General features: G+C 64.5%; 17 protein-coding genes. 8 read left to right on the forward strand and 9 right to left on the reverse strand.

What is annotated here, in order from left to right; genetic code table 11:
- Window positions 1–98: 98 nt before the first annotated feature.
- Complete coding sequence (locus ACIPHN_RS17660) at window positions 99–1,043, reverse strand: methyltransferase domain-containing protein (RefSeq protein WP_400438071.1); 945 nt, start codon at window positions 1,041–1,043, stop codon at window positions 99–101.
- Between the two features lie 136 nt (window positions 1,044–1,179).
- Between ACIPHN_RS17660 and ACIPHN_RS17665 the strand changes: the two genes are divergently transcribed.
- Both ACIPHN_RS17665 and ACIPHN_RS17670 read left to right on the forward strand, forming a co-directional pair.
- Window positions 1,180–2,016: a phosphoribosyltransferase family protein gene (locus ACIPHN_RS17665; protein ID WP_400438073.1), complete on the forward strand. Its 837-nt coding sequence runs from the start codon at window positions 1,180–1,182 to the stop codon at window positions 2,014–2,016.
- Window positions 2,017–2,052: 36 nt separating this feature from the next.
- Window positions 2,053–2,535: a tRNA (cytidine(34)-2'-O)-methyltransferase gene (locus ACIPHN_RS17670; RefSeq protein ID WP_400438075.1), complete on the forward strand. Its 483-nt coding sequence runs from the start codon at window positions 2,053–2,055 to the stop codon at window positions 2,533–2,535.
- 72 nt (window positions 2,536–2,607) lie between these two features.
- On the opposite strand, the gene ACIPHN_RS17675 is transcribed toward ACIPHN_RS17670, so the two are convergent.
- The 4 genes from ACIPHN_RS17675 to ACIPHN_RS17690 all read right to left on the reverse strand — a co-directional run bounded on the left by ACIPHN_RS17675 (window position 2,608) and on the right by ACIPHN_RS17690 (window position 6,521).
- Window positions 2,608–3,402, reverse strand: coding sequence for an ABC transporter ATP-binding protein (locus ACIPHN_RS17675; RefSeq protein ID WP_400438077.1), 795 nt, complete (start codon window positions 3,400–3,402; stop codon window positions 2,608–2,610).
- Between the two features lies 1 nt (window position 3,403).
- Window positions 3,404–4,297 carry an ABC transporter permease gene (locus tag ACIPHN_RS17680; RefSeq protein WP_400438079.1) on the reverse strand — a complete coding sequence of 298 codons (894 nt, stop codon included), beginning with the start codon at window positions 4,295–4,297 and terminating at the stop codon, window positions 3,404–3,406.
- A 132-nt stretch (window positions 4,298–4,429) separates the two neighbouring features.
- Window positions 4,430–5,401, reverse strand: a complete 972-nt coding sequence (locus tag ACIPHN_RS17685) for an ABC transporter substrate-binding protein (protein ID WP_400438081.1) — start codon at window positions 5,399–5,401, stop codon at window positions 4,430–4,432.
- 139 nt (window positions 5,402–5,540) lie between these two features.
- On the reverse strand, window positions 5,541–6,521 hold the full coding sequence (locus ACIPHN_RS17690; protein ID WP_400438083.1) for an ABC transporter substrate-binding protein: 981 nt from the start codon (window positions 6,519–6,521) through the stop codon (window positions 5,541–5,543).
- A gap of 258 nt (window positions 6,522–6,779) precedes the next feature.
- On the opposite strand from ACIPHN_RS17690, the gene ACIPHN_RS17695 reads away from it, so the two are divergent.
- Both ACIPHN_RS17695 and ACIPHN_RS17700 read left to right on the forward strand, forming a co-directional pair.
- Window positions 6,780–7,172, forward strand: a complete 393-nt coding sequence (locus ACIPHN_RS17695; RefSeq protein ID WP_400438085.1) for a hypothetical protein — start codon at window positions 6,780–6,782, stop codon at window positions 7,170–7,172.
- Window positions 7,173–7,263: 91 nt separating this feature from the next.
- On the forward strand, window positions 7,264–7,782 hold the full coding sequence (locus ACIPHN_RS17700) for a copper chaperone PCu(A)C (RefSeq protein ID WP_400438087.1): 519 nt from the start codon (window positions 7,264–7,266) through the stop codon (window positions 7,780–7,782).
- Between the two features lie 95 nt (window positions 7,783–7,877).
- Here the strand turns inward: ACIPHN_RS17700 and rfaE2 are convergent, their stop codons facing one another.
- The 4 genes from rfaE2 to ACIPHN_RS17720 form a co-directional block, all read right to left on the reverse strand.
- Entirely contained in the window at window positions 7,878–8,360 is a 483-nt protein-coding gene (gene rfaE2, locus ACIPHN_RS17705) for a D-glycero-beta-D-manno-heptose 1-phosphate adenylyltransferase (RefSeq protein WP_400438089.1), read from the reverse strand.
- A gap of 134 nt (window positions 8,361–8,494) precedes the next feature.
- Window positions 8,495–9,349 (reverse strand): diiron oxygenase, encoded by an 855-nt coding sequence (locus ACIPHN_RS17710; RefSeq protein ID WP_400438091.1) that lies wholly within the window; start codon window positions 9,347–9,349, stop codon window positions 8,495–8,497.
- A gap of 133 nt (window positions 9,350–9,482) precedes the next feature.
- A complete protein-coding gene (locus tag ACIPHN_RS17715) occupies window positions 9,483–10,343 on the reverse strand; it encodes a PhaM family polyhydroxyalkanoate granule multifunctional regulatory protein (protein WP_400438093.1) in 861 nt (286 codons plus the stop codon).
- Window positions 10,344–10,374: 31 nt separating this feature from the next.
- On the reverse strand, window positions 10,375–11,670 hold the full coding sequence (locus tag ACIPHN_RS17720; RefSeq protein ID WP_400438327.1) for a branched-chain amino acid ABC transporter substrate-binding protein: 1,296 nt from the start codon (window positions 11,668–11,670) through the stop codon (window positions 10,375–10,377).
- 61 nt (window positions 11,671–11,731) lie between these two features.
- Here ACIPHN_RS17720 and ACIPHN_RS17725 point away from each other — a divergent pair, with 61 nt between their 5' ends.
- The 4 genes from ACIPHN_RS17725 to ACIPHN_RS17740 all read left to right on the forward strand — a co-directional run bounded on the left by ACIPHN_RS17725 (window position 11,732) and on the right by ACIPHN_RS17740 (window position 15,960).
- Entirely contained in the window at window positions 11,732–12,940 is a 1,209-nt protein-coding gene (locus tag ACIPHN_RS17725; RefSeq protein ID WP_400438094.1) for a DUF3108 domain-containing protein, read from the forward strand.
- 158 nt (window positions 12,941–13,098) lie between these two features.
- Window positions 13,099–13,881, forward strand: coding sequence for a DUF3108 domain-containing protein (locus ACIPHN_RS17730; protein ID WP_400438096.1), 783 nt, complete (start codon window positions 13,099–13,101; stop codon window positions 13,879–13,881).
- Between the two features lie 94 nt (window positions 13,882–13,975).
- A complete protein-coding gene (queC, locus tag ACIPHN_RS17735) occupies window positions 13,976–14,734 on the forward strand; it encodes a 7-cyano-7-deazaguanine synthase QueC (RefSeq protein WP_400438098.1) in 759 nt (252 codons plus the stop codon).
- A gap of 38 nt (window positions 14,735–14,772) precedes the next feature.
- Window positions 14,773–15,960, forward strand: a complete 1,188-nt coding sequence (locus tag ACIPHN_RS17740; protein ID WP_400438100.1) for a serine hydrolase domain-containing protein — start codon at window positions 14,773–14,775, stop codon at window positions 15,958–15,960.
- Window positions 15,961–16,007 lie beyond the last annotated feature (47 nt).

Consider the following 16,007-nt stretch of genomic DNA (forward strand, 5'->3'; position numbering starts at 1 on the left):
GCAGCAAAAGCCGCACCCGTCAGGCAGGGCGTAACGATACAGCAACGATTGCGCTGGCCAGATAGCCAGTTGCGACTAAGCCTTATATGCGCCAGCCACTATCGCGGCGGTCGCTCGAAACGAATGATGCTCTCGCCAGCCGCCGTGGTCTTGGGCACCGGGCGGAAGGCATGGCCATAGATCACCTCGAAGCTCAGCGGGATCTTGCCGTCACGGTTGCGCATGGCCTCCAGTGCAGCCAGCAGGCGCTGGTACTGGTGGCGACTGAGCATGCTGCGGCGCCGCGTCTCCAGCGGGTTGCCGCCCCAGGCGCGCACGTCTTCCAGCAGTCGTTGCGGGGTCTCGTAGGTGACCGTGATGGTCTCCATGTCCATGACGGGCGTGGAAAAGCCGGCATTGACCAGCATGTCGCCGAAGTCGTGCATGTCCACGAAGGGCAAGGTGTGCGGTGCAATATCGATGCTTTCGAAGGCGCTGCGCACTTCACGCAGGGTATCGGGACCGAAGCAGGAAAACATCAGCAAGCCTTCCACCCGCAAGACGCGCCGCCACTCGGCGAAGACGCGGTCGGGCTGGGGATGCCAGTGCAGCGCCAGGTTGGACCAGACCAGGTCCAGGGCATTGGCTGCCAGCGGCAGGCGGGCGAAATCGGCACAGGCCAGCTCCGGGCCATTGGCGCCGGGGCCGGAACCCAGCCATTTGTTGATCGAGCCGAACAGGCGGTTCATCGCCGACTGGGCACCGCGCTGGTGTTCGGCGGCCACCGCCAGCATGCCGTAGGCACCATCGATGCCGATCACCTGGGCCTCCGGATAACGCTTTTGCAACACCGGCAGGTCGGCACCCTCGCCGCAGCCGGCATCAAGCACTTCGCGTGGCGCGATCTTGACCAGGGCCAGACGTTCCTGCATGCGCGCGGACACTTCGCGACGCAGGAAGTCGGACTCGGCCACGCGTTGTGGCTGGCCGAAGCGACGGCGTACCAGGGGCAGGTCGATGGGGGCACTCAGCTTGGCGCTGGCGGAAGGCGGCGGCAGGGACATCGGGGACGGCGGCAAAAGAACAACGGTGGGCAAGGGGCGCATCGGCCGCCGCATCGACAGATGAACAGATCGACAGGGGCTGATGCGATAATGCGCGTAGTTTAGTCGAAATCCATTTTTACCGGGCGCACCTCGCATGGATGTCAAATCGCCAAAACCCGCTCCTGCCAAGACCGCTGCCGCCGGCTATCGCCGCACCGGCACCGGTGCGCCCAAAAAGCCGAGCGAGCCGGGCTGGATCAGCCGCATGCTGGCACGCGTGCCGCCCCTGCTGCCCTCCACCTGTGCGCTGTGCGGCACGAGCGGACGCGAGAGCCTGTGCACGCCCTGCCACAAGCGCTTCTACACGCGCCAGCACCGCCGCTGCATCCAGTGTGCCCTGCCCATGCCGGTGACCGGCAAGGAACTGCGCTGTGGCGCCTGCCTGAAGGACCGGCCGGCCTTCGACGCCACCATCGTGGCCACCGATTACTTCGCGCCCTCTGACCAACTGGCCCTGGCCCTGAAATTCGGCGGCGACCTGCGCCTGGCGCCGCTGCTGGCGCGCCTGATCTTTGACGCCACCCTGCGCAATCCGGTCCCCGGCAGCGAGGTGCAACTGGCCATGCCGACCCTGCTGGCGCCGGTACCGCTGGGCCGCGAGCGCCTGCAGGAGCGTGGTTTCAACCAGGCACTGGAAATCGCCCGACCGCTCTCGCGCCTGCTGGACATCCCCCTGCGTGCCCAGTTGCTGGAACGCAAGAAGGAAACCCTGGCGCAATCGGCCTTGCCAGTGGTCGCGCGCGCCCGCAACATGCGCTCGGCCTTTGCCCTGCCCTTCGGCGCCATGGATCAGGTGCGCGGTCTGCATGTGGGCATCGTCGACGATGTCATGACCACCGGCGCCACCCTGAATGAAGTGGCGATCGTGCTCAAGCGGCACGGCGCCCGACGCGTGACCAACCTGGTCTTTGCGCGCACCCTGCCGACCTGAGCACGGGTCGGCCTCTTTTTTCCGCAGGAGAGTTTTTTGTTCCACGTCGTCCTGGTCGAGCCGGAGATCCCTCCCAATACCGGCAACATCATCCGTCTGTGCGCCAATACCGGCGCGCAATTGCACCTGATCGAGCCACTCGGCTTCCCGCTCGACGACGCCAAGATGCGTCGCGCCGGACTGGATTATCACGAATACGCCAACATGCAGGTCCATCCCGACTGGGAGAGCTTCCTGGCGCGTCGCCGCGAGGATCCGCAGTTCGATGCAGGCCGCATGTTCGCCATGACCACGCATGGCTCCACGCCCTTCGCCGGCCTGGCCTTCCGTCCGGGTGACACCTTCGTCTTCGGCTCGGAAACACGCGGCCTGGCGCCCGAGCGGCGCGAGTCCTTCCCGACCGCGCAACGCATCCGCCTGCCCATGCGACCGGGCAATCGCAGCATCAACCTCTCCAATACCGTGGCGGTGGTGGTCTATGAGGCATGGCGCCAGAATGGCTATGACGGCGGCAGCTGAACAAAGTGTGCACCCATGAAAAAACGGCTCCCGCGGGAGCCGTTTTCTTTTGCCTCACAGGCGGGCGCCTGGTCAGCCCAGCAGCAATGCATCGTCGGAGAGCTTCTCGCCGCGCGTCTGCTCGAACATCTTGAGCAGGTCCGGCACGTCCAGCCCGGCGCGTTCCTGGCCCGAGACGTCCAGCACCACGCGGCCCTGGTGCAGCATCACGGTACGGTCGCCGTAGTCCAGTGCCTGGCGCATGCTGTGGGTCACCATCATGGTGGTCAGCTTGCTCTCGGACACGATCTTGGCCGTCAGCTCCAGCACGAAGGCCGCAGTCTTCGGATCCAGGGCGGCGGTGTGCTCGTCCAGCAACAGGATGCGCGACGGCTGCAGCGAAGCCATCAGCAGGCTCACCGCCTGGCGCTGGCCGCCCGAGAGCAGGCCGATACGGTCGGAGAGGCGGTTTTCCAGGCCCAGGTTGAGGATGGAGAGCTTCTCGCGGAACAGCTCGCGCATCTTGCCGCGAATGGCGAAGCTGAAGCCACGACGACGGCCGCGTGCCATAGCCAGGGCCATGTTCTCTTCGATGGTCAGCGCCTCGCAGGTGCCGGCCATCGGGTCCTGGAACACCCGCGCGACCATGCCGGCGCGGTTCCAGGCCTGCTTGCGGGTGACGTCGGTGCCATCGATCTCGATGGACCCGGTATCGACCAGCAGGTCGCCCGAGATGGCGTTCAGGAAGGTGGACTTGCCGGCGCCATTGGAGCCGATCACGGCCACGAACTGGCCGGTCGGGATTTCCAGCGAGAGGCCACGCAGGGCCGGGTTCTCGATGGGCGTGCCGGGATTGAAGGTGATCTTGAGATCAGTGGCTTTCAACATCTCAGGCTCCCTTCTTCAACAGTTTCAGCTTGCGCTTGCCCATGGGCAGCACCAGGGCCAGCATCACCAGCACGGCGGTCACCAGGTTCAGATCCTGCGCCTGCAGGCCGATGAAGTCGCTGTTGAGCGCCAGCGCGATGAAGAAGCGATACAGGATCGCCCCCAGGATCACGGCCAGCGTGGTCCACACCAGGCGGCGCGCCGGCAGGATGTTCTCGCCGATGATGACAGCGGCCAGGCCGATGACGATGGTGCCGATGCCCATGGAAATGTCGGAGCCGCCCTGGGTCTGCGCAAACAGTGCACCGGCCAGCGCCACCAGCGAATTGGCCAGCGCCATGCCGGCCAGCGTGGCGCGACCGGTGGCGATGCCCTGAGCGCGTGCCATGCGGGCGTTGGCGCCGGTGGCACGCATGGCCAGGCCGATCTCGGAAGAGAAGAACCAGTCCAGCAGCAGCTTGGCGGCGATCACCACCACCAGAAGGATCAGCGGACGGCCCACATAATCGGGGATCCAGTCCGGCTGCAGGATGGTGAAGATGGTCGGCTCGGAGATCAGCGGCACGTTGGGCTTGCCCATCACGCGCAGGTTGATCGAGTACAGCGCGATCATCATCAGGATACTGGCCAGCAGGTCCATGATCTTCAGGCGCACGTTCAGCCAGGCGGTAGTGAAGCCGGCCAGGGCGCCCGCCAGCAAGGCGACGAAGGTGGACAGGAAGGGGTTGTAACCGGCGGCGATCATGGTCGCGGCCACGGCGCCACCCAGCGGGAAGCTACCATCGACGGTGAGGTCAGGGAAAACCAGAATGCGGAAGGAAATCAGCACTCCGAGGGCCACGAGGCTGAAAATCAGGCCGATTTCCAGTGCGCCCAAGAGGGTATACAGCGACATAAAAGGACTTTCTTAAAAAACACATTCGGCATTGCGCGGTACGCTAATGCCGAATGTCTTCTGCGTTACGCCGACAGCCGCAGGGGTGGTGCGACTGCCGGCGATGCACGTGTGGCCCGGTGAGGGCCGGCTTCAGTTAAGGACCTTGGTGGCCGACTTCAGGAACTCCGGCGACAGGGTCACGCCTTGCTTCTGCGCGGCCGAGGTGTTGACGTACAGTTCCAGATTCTTCACGGGGGAAGACGCGATCTCGCCCGCCTTCTCGCCCCGCAGGATACGCGCCACGACCTTGCCGGTCTGGCGCCCCATGTCATAGAAATTCACGCCCAGGGCCGCTACCGCGCCACGCTTGACGCTGCCGGTATCGGAAGCGATCAGGGGAATCTTGGCATCGTTGCAGACCTTGGCCAGCGATTCGAAGACCGACACCACGTTGTTGTCGGTGGTGGTGTACATCACATCGATCTTGCCGATCAGGCTCTTGGCGGCCGGCGCCACATCCACCGAACGGGGGGCGGCGGCTTCCACCAGGGTGAACCCTGCCTTTTGCAGCTCGCCCTTGATGTTGTTCAAGGCCGAGACGGAATTGGCTTCGCCCGGATTGTAAACCACGCCGACGCGCTTGGCCTCGGGCACCACGCGCTTGATGATCTCGACCTGCTTGACCGGATCGAGCATGTGCGACAGGCCGGTCACGTTGGTGCCGGAGGGCTTCCAGTCCTTGACCAGTTGGGCGGCCATGGGATCGGCGATGGCCGAATAGACGATGGGGATGGTCTTGGTCGCGGCCACCAGCGGCTGGGCCGAGGGCGTGCCGATGGCGACGATGACGTCGGGATTGTCACCCACGAACTTCTTGGCGATCTGGCCGGCAGTGCCTGCATTGGCCTGGGCGCTCTGGAAGTCCCACTTCAGGTTCTTGCCCGGCTCGAAGCCTTCGGCGATCAGTTCATCCTTGGTGCCGTCGCGCACGGCGTCCAGTGCCGGGTGTTCGACGAAGGAAGTGATGGCTACCACCTTCTCGGCTGCCAGCGCGGAGGCGCAGATGGCGCTCAGTGCCAGCGCACCGGCGATGGCGCGCAACGATTTGGATACTGCAAACATGGTCCTCTCCTCTTTCATGGTGGTCGGCGCCTCGGCCTGTTCATCGCCGGGCCCGTTATTCGTATGGGACGAAACGGTCTTGCCTACGCCGGATAAAGACGATCCCGCTCGCAAGCGGGATCCTCAGGCGTCGAATCGATTATTGCTTGATGACGGTCTTGGCCGAGCTGACCAGTTCCGGTGCCAGGGTCACGCCCTGCTTCTGGGCGGCGGCGGTGTTGACGAACAGCTCCAGCTTGCTGCTGGTGGCCGAGGGGATGTCGCCCGGCTTTTCACCCTTGAGGATGCGGCCGACCACCTTGCCGGTCTGGCGGCCCAGATCGTAGTAGTTCACGCCCAGCGCAGCGATGGCGCCACGCTTGACGCTATCGGTGTCGGAGGCCACCAGGGGGATCTTGGCATCGTTGCCGACCTTGACCAGTGCCTCATAGGCCGAGACCACGTTGTTGTCGGTGTTGGTGTAGATCACGTCGACCTTGCCGATCAGGCTCTTGGCGGCGCTGCCGACGTCCACCGAACGGGGCGCGGCGGCTTCCACCAGGATCATACCGGACTTGCTCAGCAGTTCCTTCAGGGCCTTGACGACCACGGCCGAGTTGGCTTCACCCGGGTTGAAGACCATGCCCACGCGCTTGGCGTTGGGCACCACGCGCTTGATCAGTTCGACCTGCTTGTCCAGTTCCAGCAGGTCGGACACGCCGGTGACGTTGGTGCCGGAAGCCTTCCAGTCCTTCACCAGTTGTGCGGCGACCGGATCGGTCACGCCCGAATAGATCACGGGGATGGACTTGGTGGCGGCCACCAGGGCTTGGGCCGACGGCGTGGCGATGGCCACGATCACGTCCGGCTTGTCGCCGACGAACTTGCGGGCGATCTGGGCGGCGGTACCGGTGTTGCCCTGGGCGCTCTGGTATTCCCACTTCAGGTTCTTGCCGGCTTCGAAGCCTTCTTCCTTCAACTCATCCTTGACGCCATCACGCACGGCATCCAGGGCCGGGTGTTCGACGATGGCGGTCACGGCAACCGACTTGTCCGCCGCCATGGCGGGGGCAGAACACACGGCAGCCAGGGACAGGGCGGCAACCATGGCACGCAGCGTCAGCTTGTTGTTGTAGGACATGCAGTCTCCCTTGAAAAATGGATGGAATACCCGAAAAGACGGTAAGTCTAGCCTAGCGCATCTGAACAATCAATTTGCATGGCGGCATGAGCCGGGCCGCCTGCAGCCAGGCCCATGCCCAGGCTTGCCGGAACGCAACGGATCGCCAGCCGTGCCACTCGCATTCCCGCTGCGGCCATCGGCGCAAGACCGGTCACCATAGTCGCTATTGACGCGGCGTAGCCGACGGTGCGCTGCGCATTGCTATAATCCCAGCCCATGCCTTCCCGCCCTTCCCTGCCGCGCTACATCCCTGGCCGCTCCTGGTCGCGGGTGTGGCTGAGCCTGTCGCTGGTGCTGGCCATGCTGGCCGCCCCCTGGCAGGTGCAGGCAGTCGCGCAAGGCCGTGGCGAGAACAGCGAGAGTCGCGACATCCCCGCCATGGCCATCTGCAGCGTGGCCGGTGGCGCGCCAGGCAGTGTCCCCGCCCATCTCGCGGCTGGCCACTGCAACCTGTGCTGCACCGGCCAGGCCGCCACCCTGCTGCCGCCATCGATACCCCTCACCGGAGCCGCACCCGGCCTCAGCTACCCGCTGGCATCGTTCGCCCCCGCCGTCCGCTCGGCCAGCCTGGCGCCAGGCAACGCGCAGGCGCGCGCACCACCGGCCTGATCCTCCTGCCCGTTCTGCCCGCAAGACCCAAGGAGGCCCAGACGCCCGATGCGCCGGCCTCGCCCATGAAGATCAACCAGGATAGAAGACCATGAAACAGCTTTTCCAACGCCTCGCCCTCGCCGCCGCCCTGCTGGGCAGCACCGCCCTGTCGCACGCCCATGAATACAAGCTGGGCCAGCTCGACATCGGTCACCCCTATGCCCGCGCCACCGTCCCCGGCCAGCCGGCCGCCGGCGCCTACCTGAGCATCGAGAACAAGGGCAGCGCACCGGACCGACTGGTGGGCGTGTCCTCGCCGGTGGCCAAGTCCGGCGAGATCCATACCATGTCGATGGAGGGCAACCTGATGAAGATGCGTGAAGTCGAGGGTGGCCTGGAAGTCAAACCCGGCCAGAAGATCGCCATGCAGCCGGGCAATGGCTACCACATCATGCTGATGGGCCTGTCGCGTCCGCTCAAGGCCGGCGAGAAAGTCCCCGCCACCCTGACCTTCGAGAAGGCCGGCAAGATCGATGTGACCTTCAACGTGGAAGATCCGGCCGCCGCTGCAGCTGGCAAGGACGACATGGGTGACATGAAGGACATGAAGGGCCATATGCACCACTGAGCCGCCATCCCGTGCTGAAACGACAAGGCCGGCAGTGAGCGTCACGCTCCTGCCGGCCTTGTCGTTTTCCGGGGGCCTGTGCGGGTGAGCCTGGCTCAGCCGGCCAGCTTGCGCACCTTGGCCAGCAGCTTGGTGGTGGAGCGGTCGTGCTCGAAGGCGATCGCCAGCACCTGGCCACCGTAGGCGGCTACCGCCTGGCCTTCGGGGATGGCTTGCATGTCGTAGTCGCCGCCCTTGACGTAGATGTCGGGACGGGCTTGCTGGACGGCTTCCAGGGCGGTGTCTTCGTCGAAGGGGACCACCAGCGAGACCGACTCCAGCGCGGCCAGCACGGCCATGCGGTCGTCGCAGGTATTGATGGGGCGGTCATCGCCCTTGCCCAGGCGCTTGACCGAGGCGTCGGTATTGGCCGCCACCACCAGCGAAGCGCCCTGGGCGCGGGCCTGGGCCAGGTAGGTCACATGGCCGCGATGCAGGATATCGAACACGCCATTGGTCATCACCACCGGCTTGGGCAGTTGGGCCACACGTTGCTTGAGTTCTTCGCGGGTGCAGAGTTTGGATTCGAAGTCGGCCATCTTGATTGGGTCTGGTGCGAATGCGCTAGGGATTGAGCGGGGGCCGCACGCTGGGCGGCGCCATGAAAAAAGCCGCAACCTGGGTTGCGGCTTGTGATTGTACTGCCTTGTCCTGCCTGCAGACGCTTTTAGTCTCAGGCAGCAGCGGCGCCAGCCGGCAGGATGCGCTGGGTCACTTCCTTGCGGTAGCGGTTCAGCTCCTGGACGTTGCTGAAGGTGCGTTCGAACAGCAGCGACATGTTGTGCAGGATGCGGTCGACGACCTTCTTTTCCCACTCGCCATCGAACTTGATCTGGTTGTCCAGCCAGCGCTCCAGCCATTCCGGATCGGGCAGGCGGCTCTGCACGGTGTCGTTGGGGAACAGCGCCTGGTTCACGTGCAGGTTGGTGGGGTGCAGCGGCTTCTCGGTACGACGGGCCGACGCCATCAGCACGCCGATCTTGGAGAAGGCGGCGCGGGCCTTGTCGCCCACTTCGTTCAAGGCCTTCTTCATGTAGCGCAGATAGGCGCCACCGTGGCGGGCTTCATCCTGGCTGATGATCTTGTAGATCTGCTTGATGACCGGCTCGGTGTGCCAGTCGGCGGCGCAACGGTACCAGTGGTTCAGGCGGATCTCGCCGCAGAAGTGCAGCATCAGGGTTTCCAACGGCGGCGCCGGATCGAACTCGAAGCGCACGTTGTGCAGCTCCTCTTCGGTCGGACACATATCCGGACGGAAGCGGCGCAGGTATTCCATCAGCACCAGCGAGTGCTTCTGTTCCTCGAAGAACCATACCGACATGAATGCCGAAAAATCGCTGTCACCGCGGTTATCGCGCAGGAACATCTCGGTCGCCGGCAGGGCCGACCATTCCGTGATCGCGTTCATGCGAATGGTCTGAGCCTGTTCGTCGGTGAGCAAGGAAGCGTCGAACTTGTCCCAGGGAATATCCTTATCCATATTCCAACGGACCTGCTCTAGCGATTTGAACAATTCTGGGTACAGCATCTCAGTGTGTGCCTATATGCGTTAAGTGTTTGATTTAACAAGATTTTCCCTGGCCATACTAAAACCGTCAGGTTTCAGCAATATGACAAGCCCCTGCGCGTGAGCGCCCGGGGCAGGCTTGTCATGGCGAAGATCAGGGGGAGGTTGGCTTGCGGGAGGCTGGCTTCTTGTTTTGCCGCGATTGTACAACACCCGCCCGGGCCGGGGCGCTCGTATTTGGGCCGGTCTTGGGTGCTTTCTTGACCGGTGGCTTCTTCGGCGCCGGCTTGGCTGCCTTGCCCGCCTTGGGAGCGGCTACCGGCTTGGCTTTCGGGGCGGCCTTGGCCTTGGGCGGCACTGTCTTATTTTCGCTACGCTTGGCGGCCTTGGGCGGCTTGGCCGGCTTCAGGAGCGGCTCCTGCTCGGCCGCTGCGCCCGTCAGGGCATTGCCCACGGCGTGCTTGAACTGCTCCTGGAGCACGTTCCACCAGGCATTGGGATTGGCGATGGCCGACTGGAAATCGGCATTGGGCGGCGCGTCCTGCGCGGCCTGCGACTCGCTGGCGGCCTGCTCGTCCGCTTCTTCTTGCTCTTCAGCAAGCTCGGGCTCGTCGGCATCCGGCTCCTGCTCAGCTTGCGCGGACTCTTCCTGCGCGCCCGCTCCCGGCCACAGCGGGAAACCGAACGGGAACGGCGGCGGCGTAGCGCCCTCGCCCTGCGCGGCAGGCTCGCCGGCCGGGGCCTCGCGCGAGGCCATGATGGCGCTCATCGCCTGCAGGGTGGACAGGGTCGCGCTCTGCACTTCCAGGGTCTGGATGGTGGCCTTGAGCATGTTGAGGTTCAGTTCCAGCCAGGACGCCACCGTCTTCAGGTCCGATATCTTCTTGTTGATATCCTCGACCGACAGCGTCGGCGTGGCCATGGATGGCGCGCCCATGCTGCTCCACATCTTCTGCATGAAATCGATGGTATCGGTGACCGAGCCTGCGCCCGGCATCTTGTCCTGGTTCAGCATTGAACGCTCCTCTTGTAGTGTTCTCTGTGGGTCAGCGCGGCGGGCGCTGCATCTTGCACGAGCTGGGCAGGGCAGTCTGCTCGGCCGGGATGAAACGCTCGGTGCGGAAGCCGTAGCCACTGCCCTCGTTGTCGAAGCGGATGCCACCGCTGTCGGCACGCTGCATCTGCATCAGGTACAGCGGCTGGATCAGCTGGTGATCGACCGCGCGCATCGTGGCGTCGTGGAAGGCGCTCTGATAATGCGCGCCTTCCAGGGCATATGCAACCGCCGCGGGCTCGGTGCTGCGGGCCTTCTCGATGGCCTTGGCCAGCATCTCGATCATGACCTGCATGCGCAGGTAGAGGTAGTCATCCTTGGCTTGCGGATAGCGCTTGCGGTATTCCTGGTAGAAGGCATCGCTGGGTGAGCCCGGCGTGCCGCCGGCATTCGGATGCCATTCGGCCACCGCCCGCACCACCCCCACGCCGGCGTCACCGATGGCCGCCGGAGCGCCCAGGCTGTTGGCGTAGAAGGTATAGAACTTGGCCTTGAAGCCGGCGTCGCGGGCGGCCTTCACCAGCAACGTCAGGTCATTGCCCCAGTTGCCGGTGATGACCGCATCGGCCCCGGCGCTGCGCATCTTGGCGATGTAGGGCGCGAAGTCCTTGATCTTGCCGATCGGATGCAATTCGTCGCCGACGATGGCGATATCGGGGCGCTTGGCATTCAACTGCTCGCGCGCGGCTTTGGCGACCTGGCGGCCGAAGCTGTAGTCCTGGCCGATCAGGTAGACGCGCTTGGTGGACGGATCGGCCTTGATGGCTTCGGTCAGGGCCTGCATGCGCATGTCGGCGCTGGCATCGAAACGGAAATGCCAGAAGCTGCATTTCTCATTGGTCAGCGTGGGATCGACCGCCGAATAATTCAGGAACAGCACACGCCGGTCCGGCTCGCGCTGGTTGTGCTTGTTGACCGCATCAATGAGTGCTGCGGCCACCGCCGAACTATTGCCTTCGATCAGGAAGGGAATGCGCTCGTCGGTCAGCTGGCGGAACTGCACCAGCGAGTCTTCCACGCCCAGCTTGTTGTCGAAGGTGGCAAGTTGCAGCAGGTGCTTGCCATCGGGCAGGCTCACACCGCCGCGCGCATTGACGCGGTCGATGGCGTAACTGATGTTGCGCACCACGGCTTCACCGGCATTGGCGAAGGGGCCGGAGAGGCCATCGATCATGCCGATGCGGATGGGGGGCAAGGGGGCCGCAGCCTGCACGGGCAGCGACAGCGAACAGGCGGCCAATGCCATGGCAACGGCACCAGCCAGGCGGGAGGACAGGGAGGCAATCATCTTCTGCGTCTTCTTCTGCATCGACATATCGACAAGGCGTAAAACCCGCATTGTACGTTGTTTGAAAAGCATCTCCGCCATGGTGCCGGCGCCGCACGCCATCGATGCGATCCGATACACTGGCGGCATGACCGAAGTTTCCCGCTCGTTGCGGCGCTGGCCGCGCCTGCTGATCCTCATTGCGCTCACACTGATGCTGCACGGCCTGCTGGTGGACTGGGGCCGGCGGCACATGATTGCCATGCAGACGCCGCAGGAAACGGCCATCACGGTGCAACTGCATCCGCTTGCCCCGCCCGCGCAGCCGGTGGCGCTGCCGGCTGCACCGCCACCGCAGACCAAGCCTGTCACGCCGGCCACCCCGCAGCGGGCCAGCAAGCCGCAGCGCCCTGCCCGCCGCGCGCAAGCATCCATCGATCCGCCCGACGAACCGATACGCGAAACCGTCGAGCGCATCGTCACGATTGCCCCCGAGGCGCCACATACCGCGCCTGCCAATACCAGTGCCAATGCCGGTACCGGCAGCGACACCGGCCCGGCCACCGCTGCTACTGCTGCTACTGCTGCTACTGCCTCCGCCGCCAGCACTGACACACCGGCTTCCGGCAAGCACTACCAGACCGACGCCCCGCCCAGCGTCGTGCTGGACTACGACGTCACCGGCACCAAGGACCAGGCGCCCGCCTACGGTACCGGCCGCATCACCTGGATCAACCATGGCACCACCTATGAGGTGATGGGCCGGGCCAAGGCCCTGTTCTTCACCGTGCTCAATTTTTCCAGCCAGGGCGAACTCGATGACTGGGGAGTCTCACCGGTGATCTATACCGAACAGAAAGGCTTCAAGGCCGCCACCAATACGCACTTCAATCGCGAGCGCAACAGCGTCAGCTTTTCGGCCTCCACCACCAGCTACCCCCGCCAGGGCGGTGAGCAGGACCGCGCCAGCCTGATCTGGCAACTGGCCGCCATCGGACGCGGCAATCCGGCACAGATCCAGCCGGGCGTGACGATCGACCTGTTCGTGGCCGGCGTGCGCGATGGCGAGGTCTGGCGCATGCAGGTGCTGGGCGAGGAAGACATCACCCTGCCCGTCGGCCGTCTGCACACCTGGCATGTGGTGCGCATGCCCAAGCCCGGTTCCTATGACGACCGCGTGGACATCTGGCTGGCGCCGCAGCACGCCTGGTATCCGGTACGGGTGCGCTATACCGACCAGCGCCCCGATGGCGACTATACCGAGCTGTCGCTCTCGGGACTGACGCCCTGAGGCCTGCCGCATTCGGCAGATGCTGTCAAAATGCGAAACAATTGCGAACAATTACGTAAAAAAGCGGCAGAACCGTGCGCGCCGGCCCGGGTCGTACAAGACCCGCCGCCCGCCATCACGATTGACTTATCCACAGAGACACAGACGAAAATCTTGCCATGACCCGAACCTCCTCCGCCTCCCTGAGCTCCTTCCCCGCCCGCCTGGCCGCACTGGGCCTGGCCGGCCTGCTGGCCAGCGCCCCGTTGCTGGCCGCCGATGGCCCACATCCGGTGGACAAGCGCCCCTTCAATCTGCCGCCGTCGGCCGAGCTGACCTACACCATCCAGGCCAAGCAGAGCGGCCTGGACGTGCAAGGCCAGGGCATCGTGAAGTGGACGCAGAGCAAGACCACCTACAACGTCAGCACCGAAACCCGCGCCATGCTGCTGGGCAAGATCCTGGAAACCAGCAGCGAAGGCGACATCGATGCCTACGGCCTGGCACCACAGCGCTTCGTCGAGAAGCGCCTGCGCCGTGATCCCTCCACCACCACCTTCAACCGCGAACAGAACAAGATCACCTTCACCCAATCCTCCGACAGCTACCCGCTGCAGGGCGGCGAACAGGATCGCACTGGCATCACCTGGCAATTCGTGGCCATCGCCCGCGCCAATGCGGCGAAGATGAAGCCGGGCTCGGAATGGAAGTTCTTCGTGGCCGGTCCGCGTGATGCCGAGCAATGGACCTTCAAGGTGGTCGGCCGCGAAAAGATCAGGACGCCCCAGGGCGAAACCGAGGCCCTGCACATCTTCCGTGCGCCGCCGCCGGATGACCAGGGCCAGAAGCTCGATATCTGGCTGGCGCCCAAGCAAGAGTGGTATCCGGTGCGCCTGAAGTTCACCGACCCGGATGGCGACTATATCGAACAGGTGCTGGATTCGGTCAGGAAAACCAACTAAGCTTGCCACAACGCTGTGCCTGGACGCGGGGCCTGGAGGGCATGGATGCCGCCAGGCCCCGCGTCCGTCATTCCCAAACCATTGCAGAAATCCCATGTCCGACACCCCCCTCGCAAGCGCCAGCGGCGCCCTCGCTCCCACCGTCAAGACCCAGAGCGCCCTGGTGCTGTTCTCCGGTGGTCAGGATTCCACCACCTGCCTGGCCTGGGCGCTGTCGCGCTACCAGCGCGTGGAAACCATCGGTTTCGATTATGGCCAGCGCCATGCCATCGAACTGGAGGTGCGCCCGTCCCTGCTGACGAAGATGAAAGCCTTCTCGCCCGACTGGAAGAAACGCCTGGGTGAAGATCACATGATCGACCTGTCGCTGATCGGCAAGATCTCCGACACCGCACTGACCCGCGACGTCGCCATTTCGATGCAGGACAACGGCCTGCCCAATACCTTCGTGCCGGGCCGCAACCTGCTGTTCATGACGGTCGCTGCCACCCTGGCCTACCGGCGCGGCCTCAACGTGCTGGTCGGCGGCATGTGCGAGACCGACTTCTCCGGCTACCCGGATTGCCGCGACGACACCATGAAGGCCCTGCAAGTGGCGCTGAACCTGGGCATGGCCACGCAACTGAAGGTGGAAACCCCGCTGATGTGGATCGACAAGGCCGAGACCTGGGCGCTGGCCGAATCGCTGGGCGGCGCACCGCTGGTGGACCTGATCCGCACCGATACGCACACCTGCTACTTGGGCGAACGCGGCGCGCTGCATGACTGGGGCCATGGCTGCGGCAAATGCCCGGCCTGCGAGCTGCGCATGCGCGGCTATCGTCACTACGCGGTGAGCAAAACTTCCGGCTGATCAGGCACAATAGGCTCGTCCCGACCAGAACGAGCCCCATGCCCAACGCCAGAACCTCCCAGCTAGTCGCCCGGAGCGCCGCCGCGCTGCTACTCTTGCTGGCCGCCGCCGAAATCGGCCGGCGCGTCGCCGACCTCCCCAGCCTGCCGGCGCTGGTCGACCTGCAATTCGACCTGACGCCGCGCAGCCAGAGCTACCGGGTATTCGACAACAGTCCGATTCGCCGCTCCTCGCACCCGCAGCCCTTGCCCACCGCATTGCGGCCGCTCGATATCAGCGTTCCCTGGAAGGATGGCGGCAGCCTGCCGGTGATCGATTTCCTCAAGACCACCTCGGCCCATGCCTTCCTGGTGGTGCAGGATGGACGGGTGGTCTACGAACGCTATATCGATGGCTACGATGCCAACTCGCGCTTCACCTCCTTCTCGGTGGCCAAGTCCTTCGTCTCGGCGCTGACCGGCGTGGCACTGGCACAGGGCAAGATCAAGTCGCTGCAGGAGCCGATCGGCACCTATCTCAAGAGCGACGAGATCGATCCCGCCTATGCCGCCATCACCATCGGCCAGTTGCTGGACATGCGCTCGGGCATCGATGTGGAAGAAAACTACGAAGGCTCATTGACCTCGCCGGTGGTGCGCATGTTCGTCAGCACCGACCTGCATGCCTTCGTGGCCCGCCGTCATGGCCTGCGCTTCGCCCCGGGATCGCGCTACGAGTACCGCAGCGTCGATACCCTGGTGCTCTCGCGCGTGCTGGCCCGCGCCACCGGCATGCACCTGGCCGACTACGCGCAGGCGCAATTGTGGGAACCGCTGGGTATGGAACAGGATGCCAGCTGGAGCGTGGACAGCAAGCAGCATGGCGTGGAAAAAGCCTTCTGCTGCATCAACACCACCGCCCGTGACTTTGCCCGGCTGGGCTTGCTCTATCTCAACGAAGGCCGCATCGGCGAGCGCCAGATCGTCAGTACCGCCTGGGCCGCCGAACCGCGCCTGCCGGTCAACAACGGCACCATCCTCGACTATCGCGATGGCTGGTGGATCCCGCCCGGCAACGCGGCCGACCGGGATTACTCGGCCATCGGGGTATTCGGCCAGTACATCTACGTCAATCCCGCCACGCGCACTGTCATCGTCAAGCTGAGCGACTATGGTGTGGAGCAGGACGAGGTGCTCACCATGCTGGCCATGCGCCGCATCAGCCACTACGTCGCTGGCAAGGACTGATGCCACTCGTGCGCGCACAGTGATAAAAAAAACCGCCTGTCTCGCAA

Source organism: Herbaspirillum sp. NPDC087042, from assembly GCF_044745245.1.
Lineage (GTDB): Bacteria > Pseudomonadota > Gammaproteobacteria > Burkholderiales > Burkholderiaceae_D > Herbaspirillum.

Coding starts and splice junctions, on each gene's coding strand:
- ACIPHN_RS17660 (WP_400438071.1), bottom strand. CDS start 1,043: ATGTCCCTGCCGCCGCCTTCCGCCAGCGCCAAGCTGAGTGCCCCCATC.
- ACIPHN_RS17665 (WP_400438073.1), top strand. CDS start 1,180: ATGGATGTCAAATCGCCAAAACCCGCTCCTGCCAAGACCGCTGCCGCC.
- ACIPHN_RS17675 (WP_400438077.1), bottom strand. CDS start 3,402: ATGTTGAAAGCCACTGATCTCAAGATCACCTTCAATCCCGGCACGCCC.
- ACIPHN_RS17680 (WP_400438079.1), bottom strand. CDS start 4,297: ATGTCGCTGTATACCCTCTTGGGCGCACTGGAAATCGGCCTGATTTTC.
- ACIPHN_RS17685 (WP_400438081.1), bottom strand. CDS start 5,401: ATGTTTGCAGTATCCAAATCGTTGCGCGCCATCGCCGGTGCGCTGGCA.
- ACIPHN_RS17690 (WP_400438083.1), bottom strand. CDS start 6,521: ATGTCCTACAACAACAAGCTGACGCTGCGTGCCATGGTTGCCGCCCTG.
- ACIPHN_RS17695 (WP_400438085.1), top strand. CDS start 6,780: ATGCCTTCCCGCCCTTCCCTGCCGCGCTACATCCCTGGCCGCTCCTGG.
- ACIPHN_RS17700 (WP_400438087.1), top strand. CDS start 7,264: ATGAAACAGCTTTTCCAACGCCTCGCCCTCGCCGCCGCCCTGCTGGGC.
- rfaE2 (WP_400438089.1), bottom strand. CDS start 8,360: ATGGCCGACTTCGAATCCAAACTCTGCACCCGCGAAGAACTCAAGCAA.
- ACIPHN_RS17710 (WP_400438091.1), bottom strand. CDS start 9,349: ATGCTGTACCCAGAATTGTTCAAATCGCTAGAGCAGGTCCGTTGGAAT.
- ACIPHN_RS17715 (WP_400438093.1), bottom strand. CDS start 10,343: ATGCTGAACCAGGACAAGATGCCGGGCGCAGGCTCGGTCACCGATACC.
- ACIPHN_RS17720 (WP_400438327.1), bottom strand. CDS start 11,670: ATGATTGCCTCCCTGTCCTCCCGCCTGGCTGGTGCCGTTGCCATGGCA.
- ACIPHN_RS17730 (WP_400438096.1), top strand. CDS start 13,099: ATGACCCGAACCTCCTCCGCCTCCCTGAGCTCCTTCCCCGCCCGCCTG.
- queC (WP_400438098.1), top strand. CDS start 13,976: ATGTCCGACACCCCCCTCGCAAGCGCCAGCGGCGCCCTCGCTCCCACC.
- ACIPHN_RS17740 (WP_400438100.1), top strand. CDS start 14,773: ATGCCCAACGCCAGAACCTCCCAGCTAGTCGCCCGGAGCGCCGCCGCG.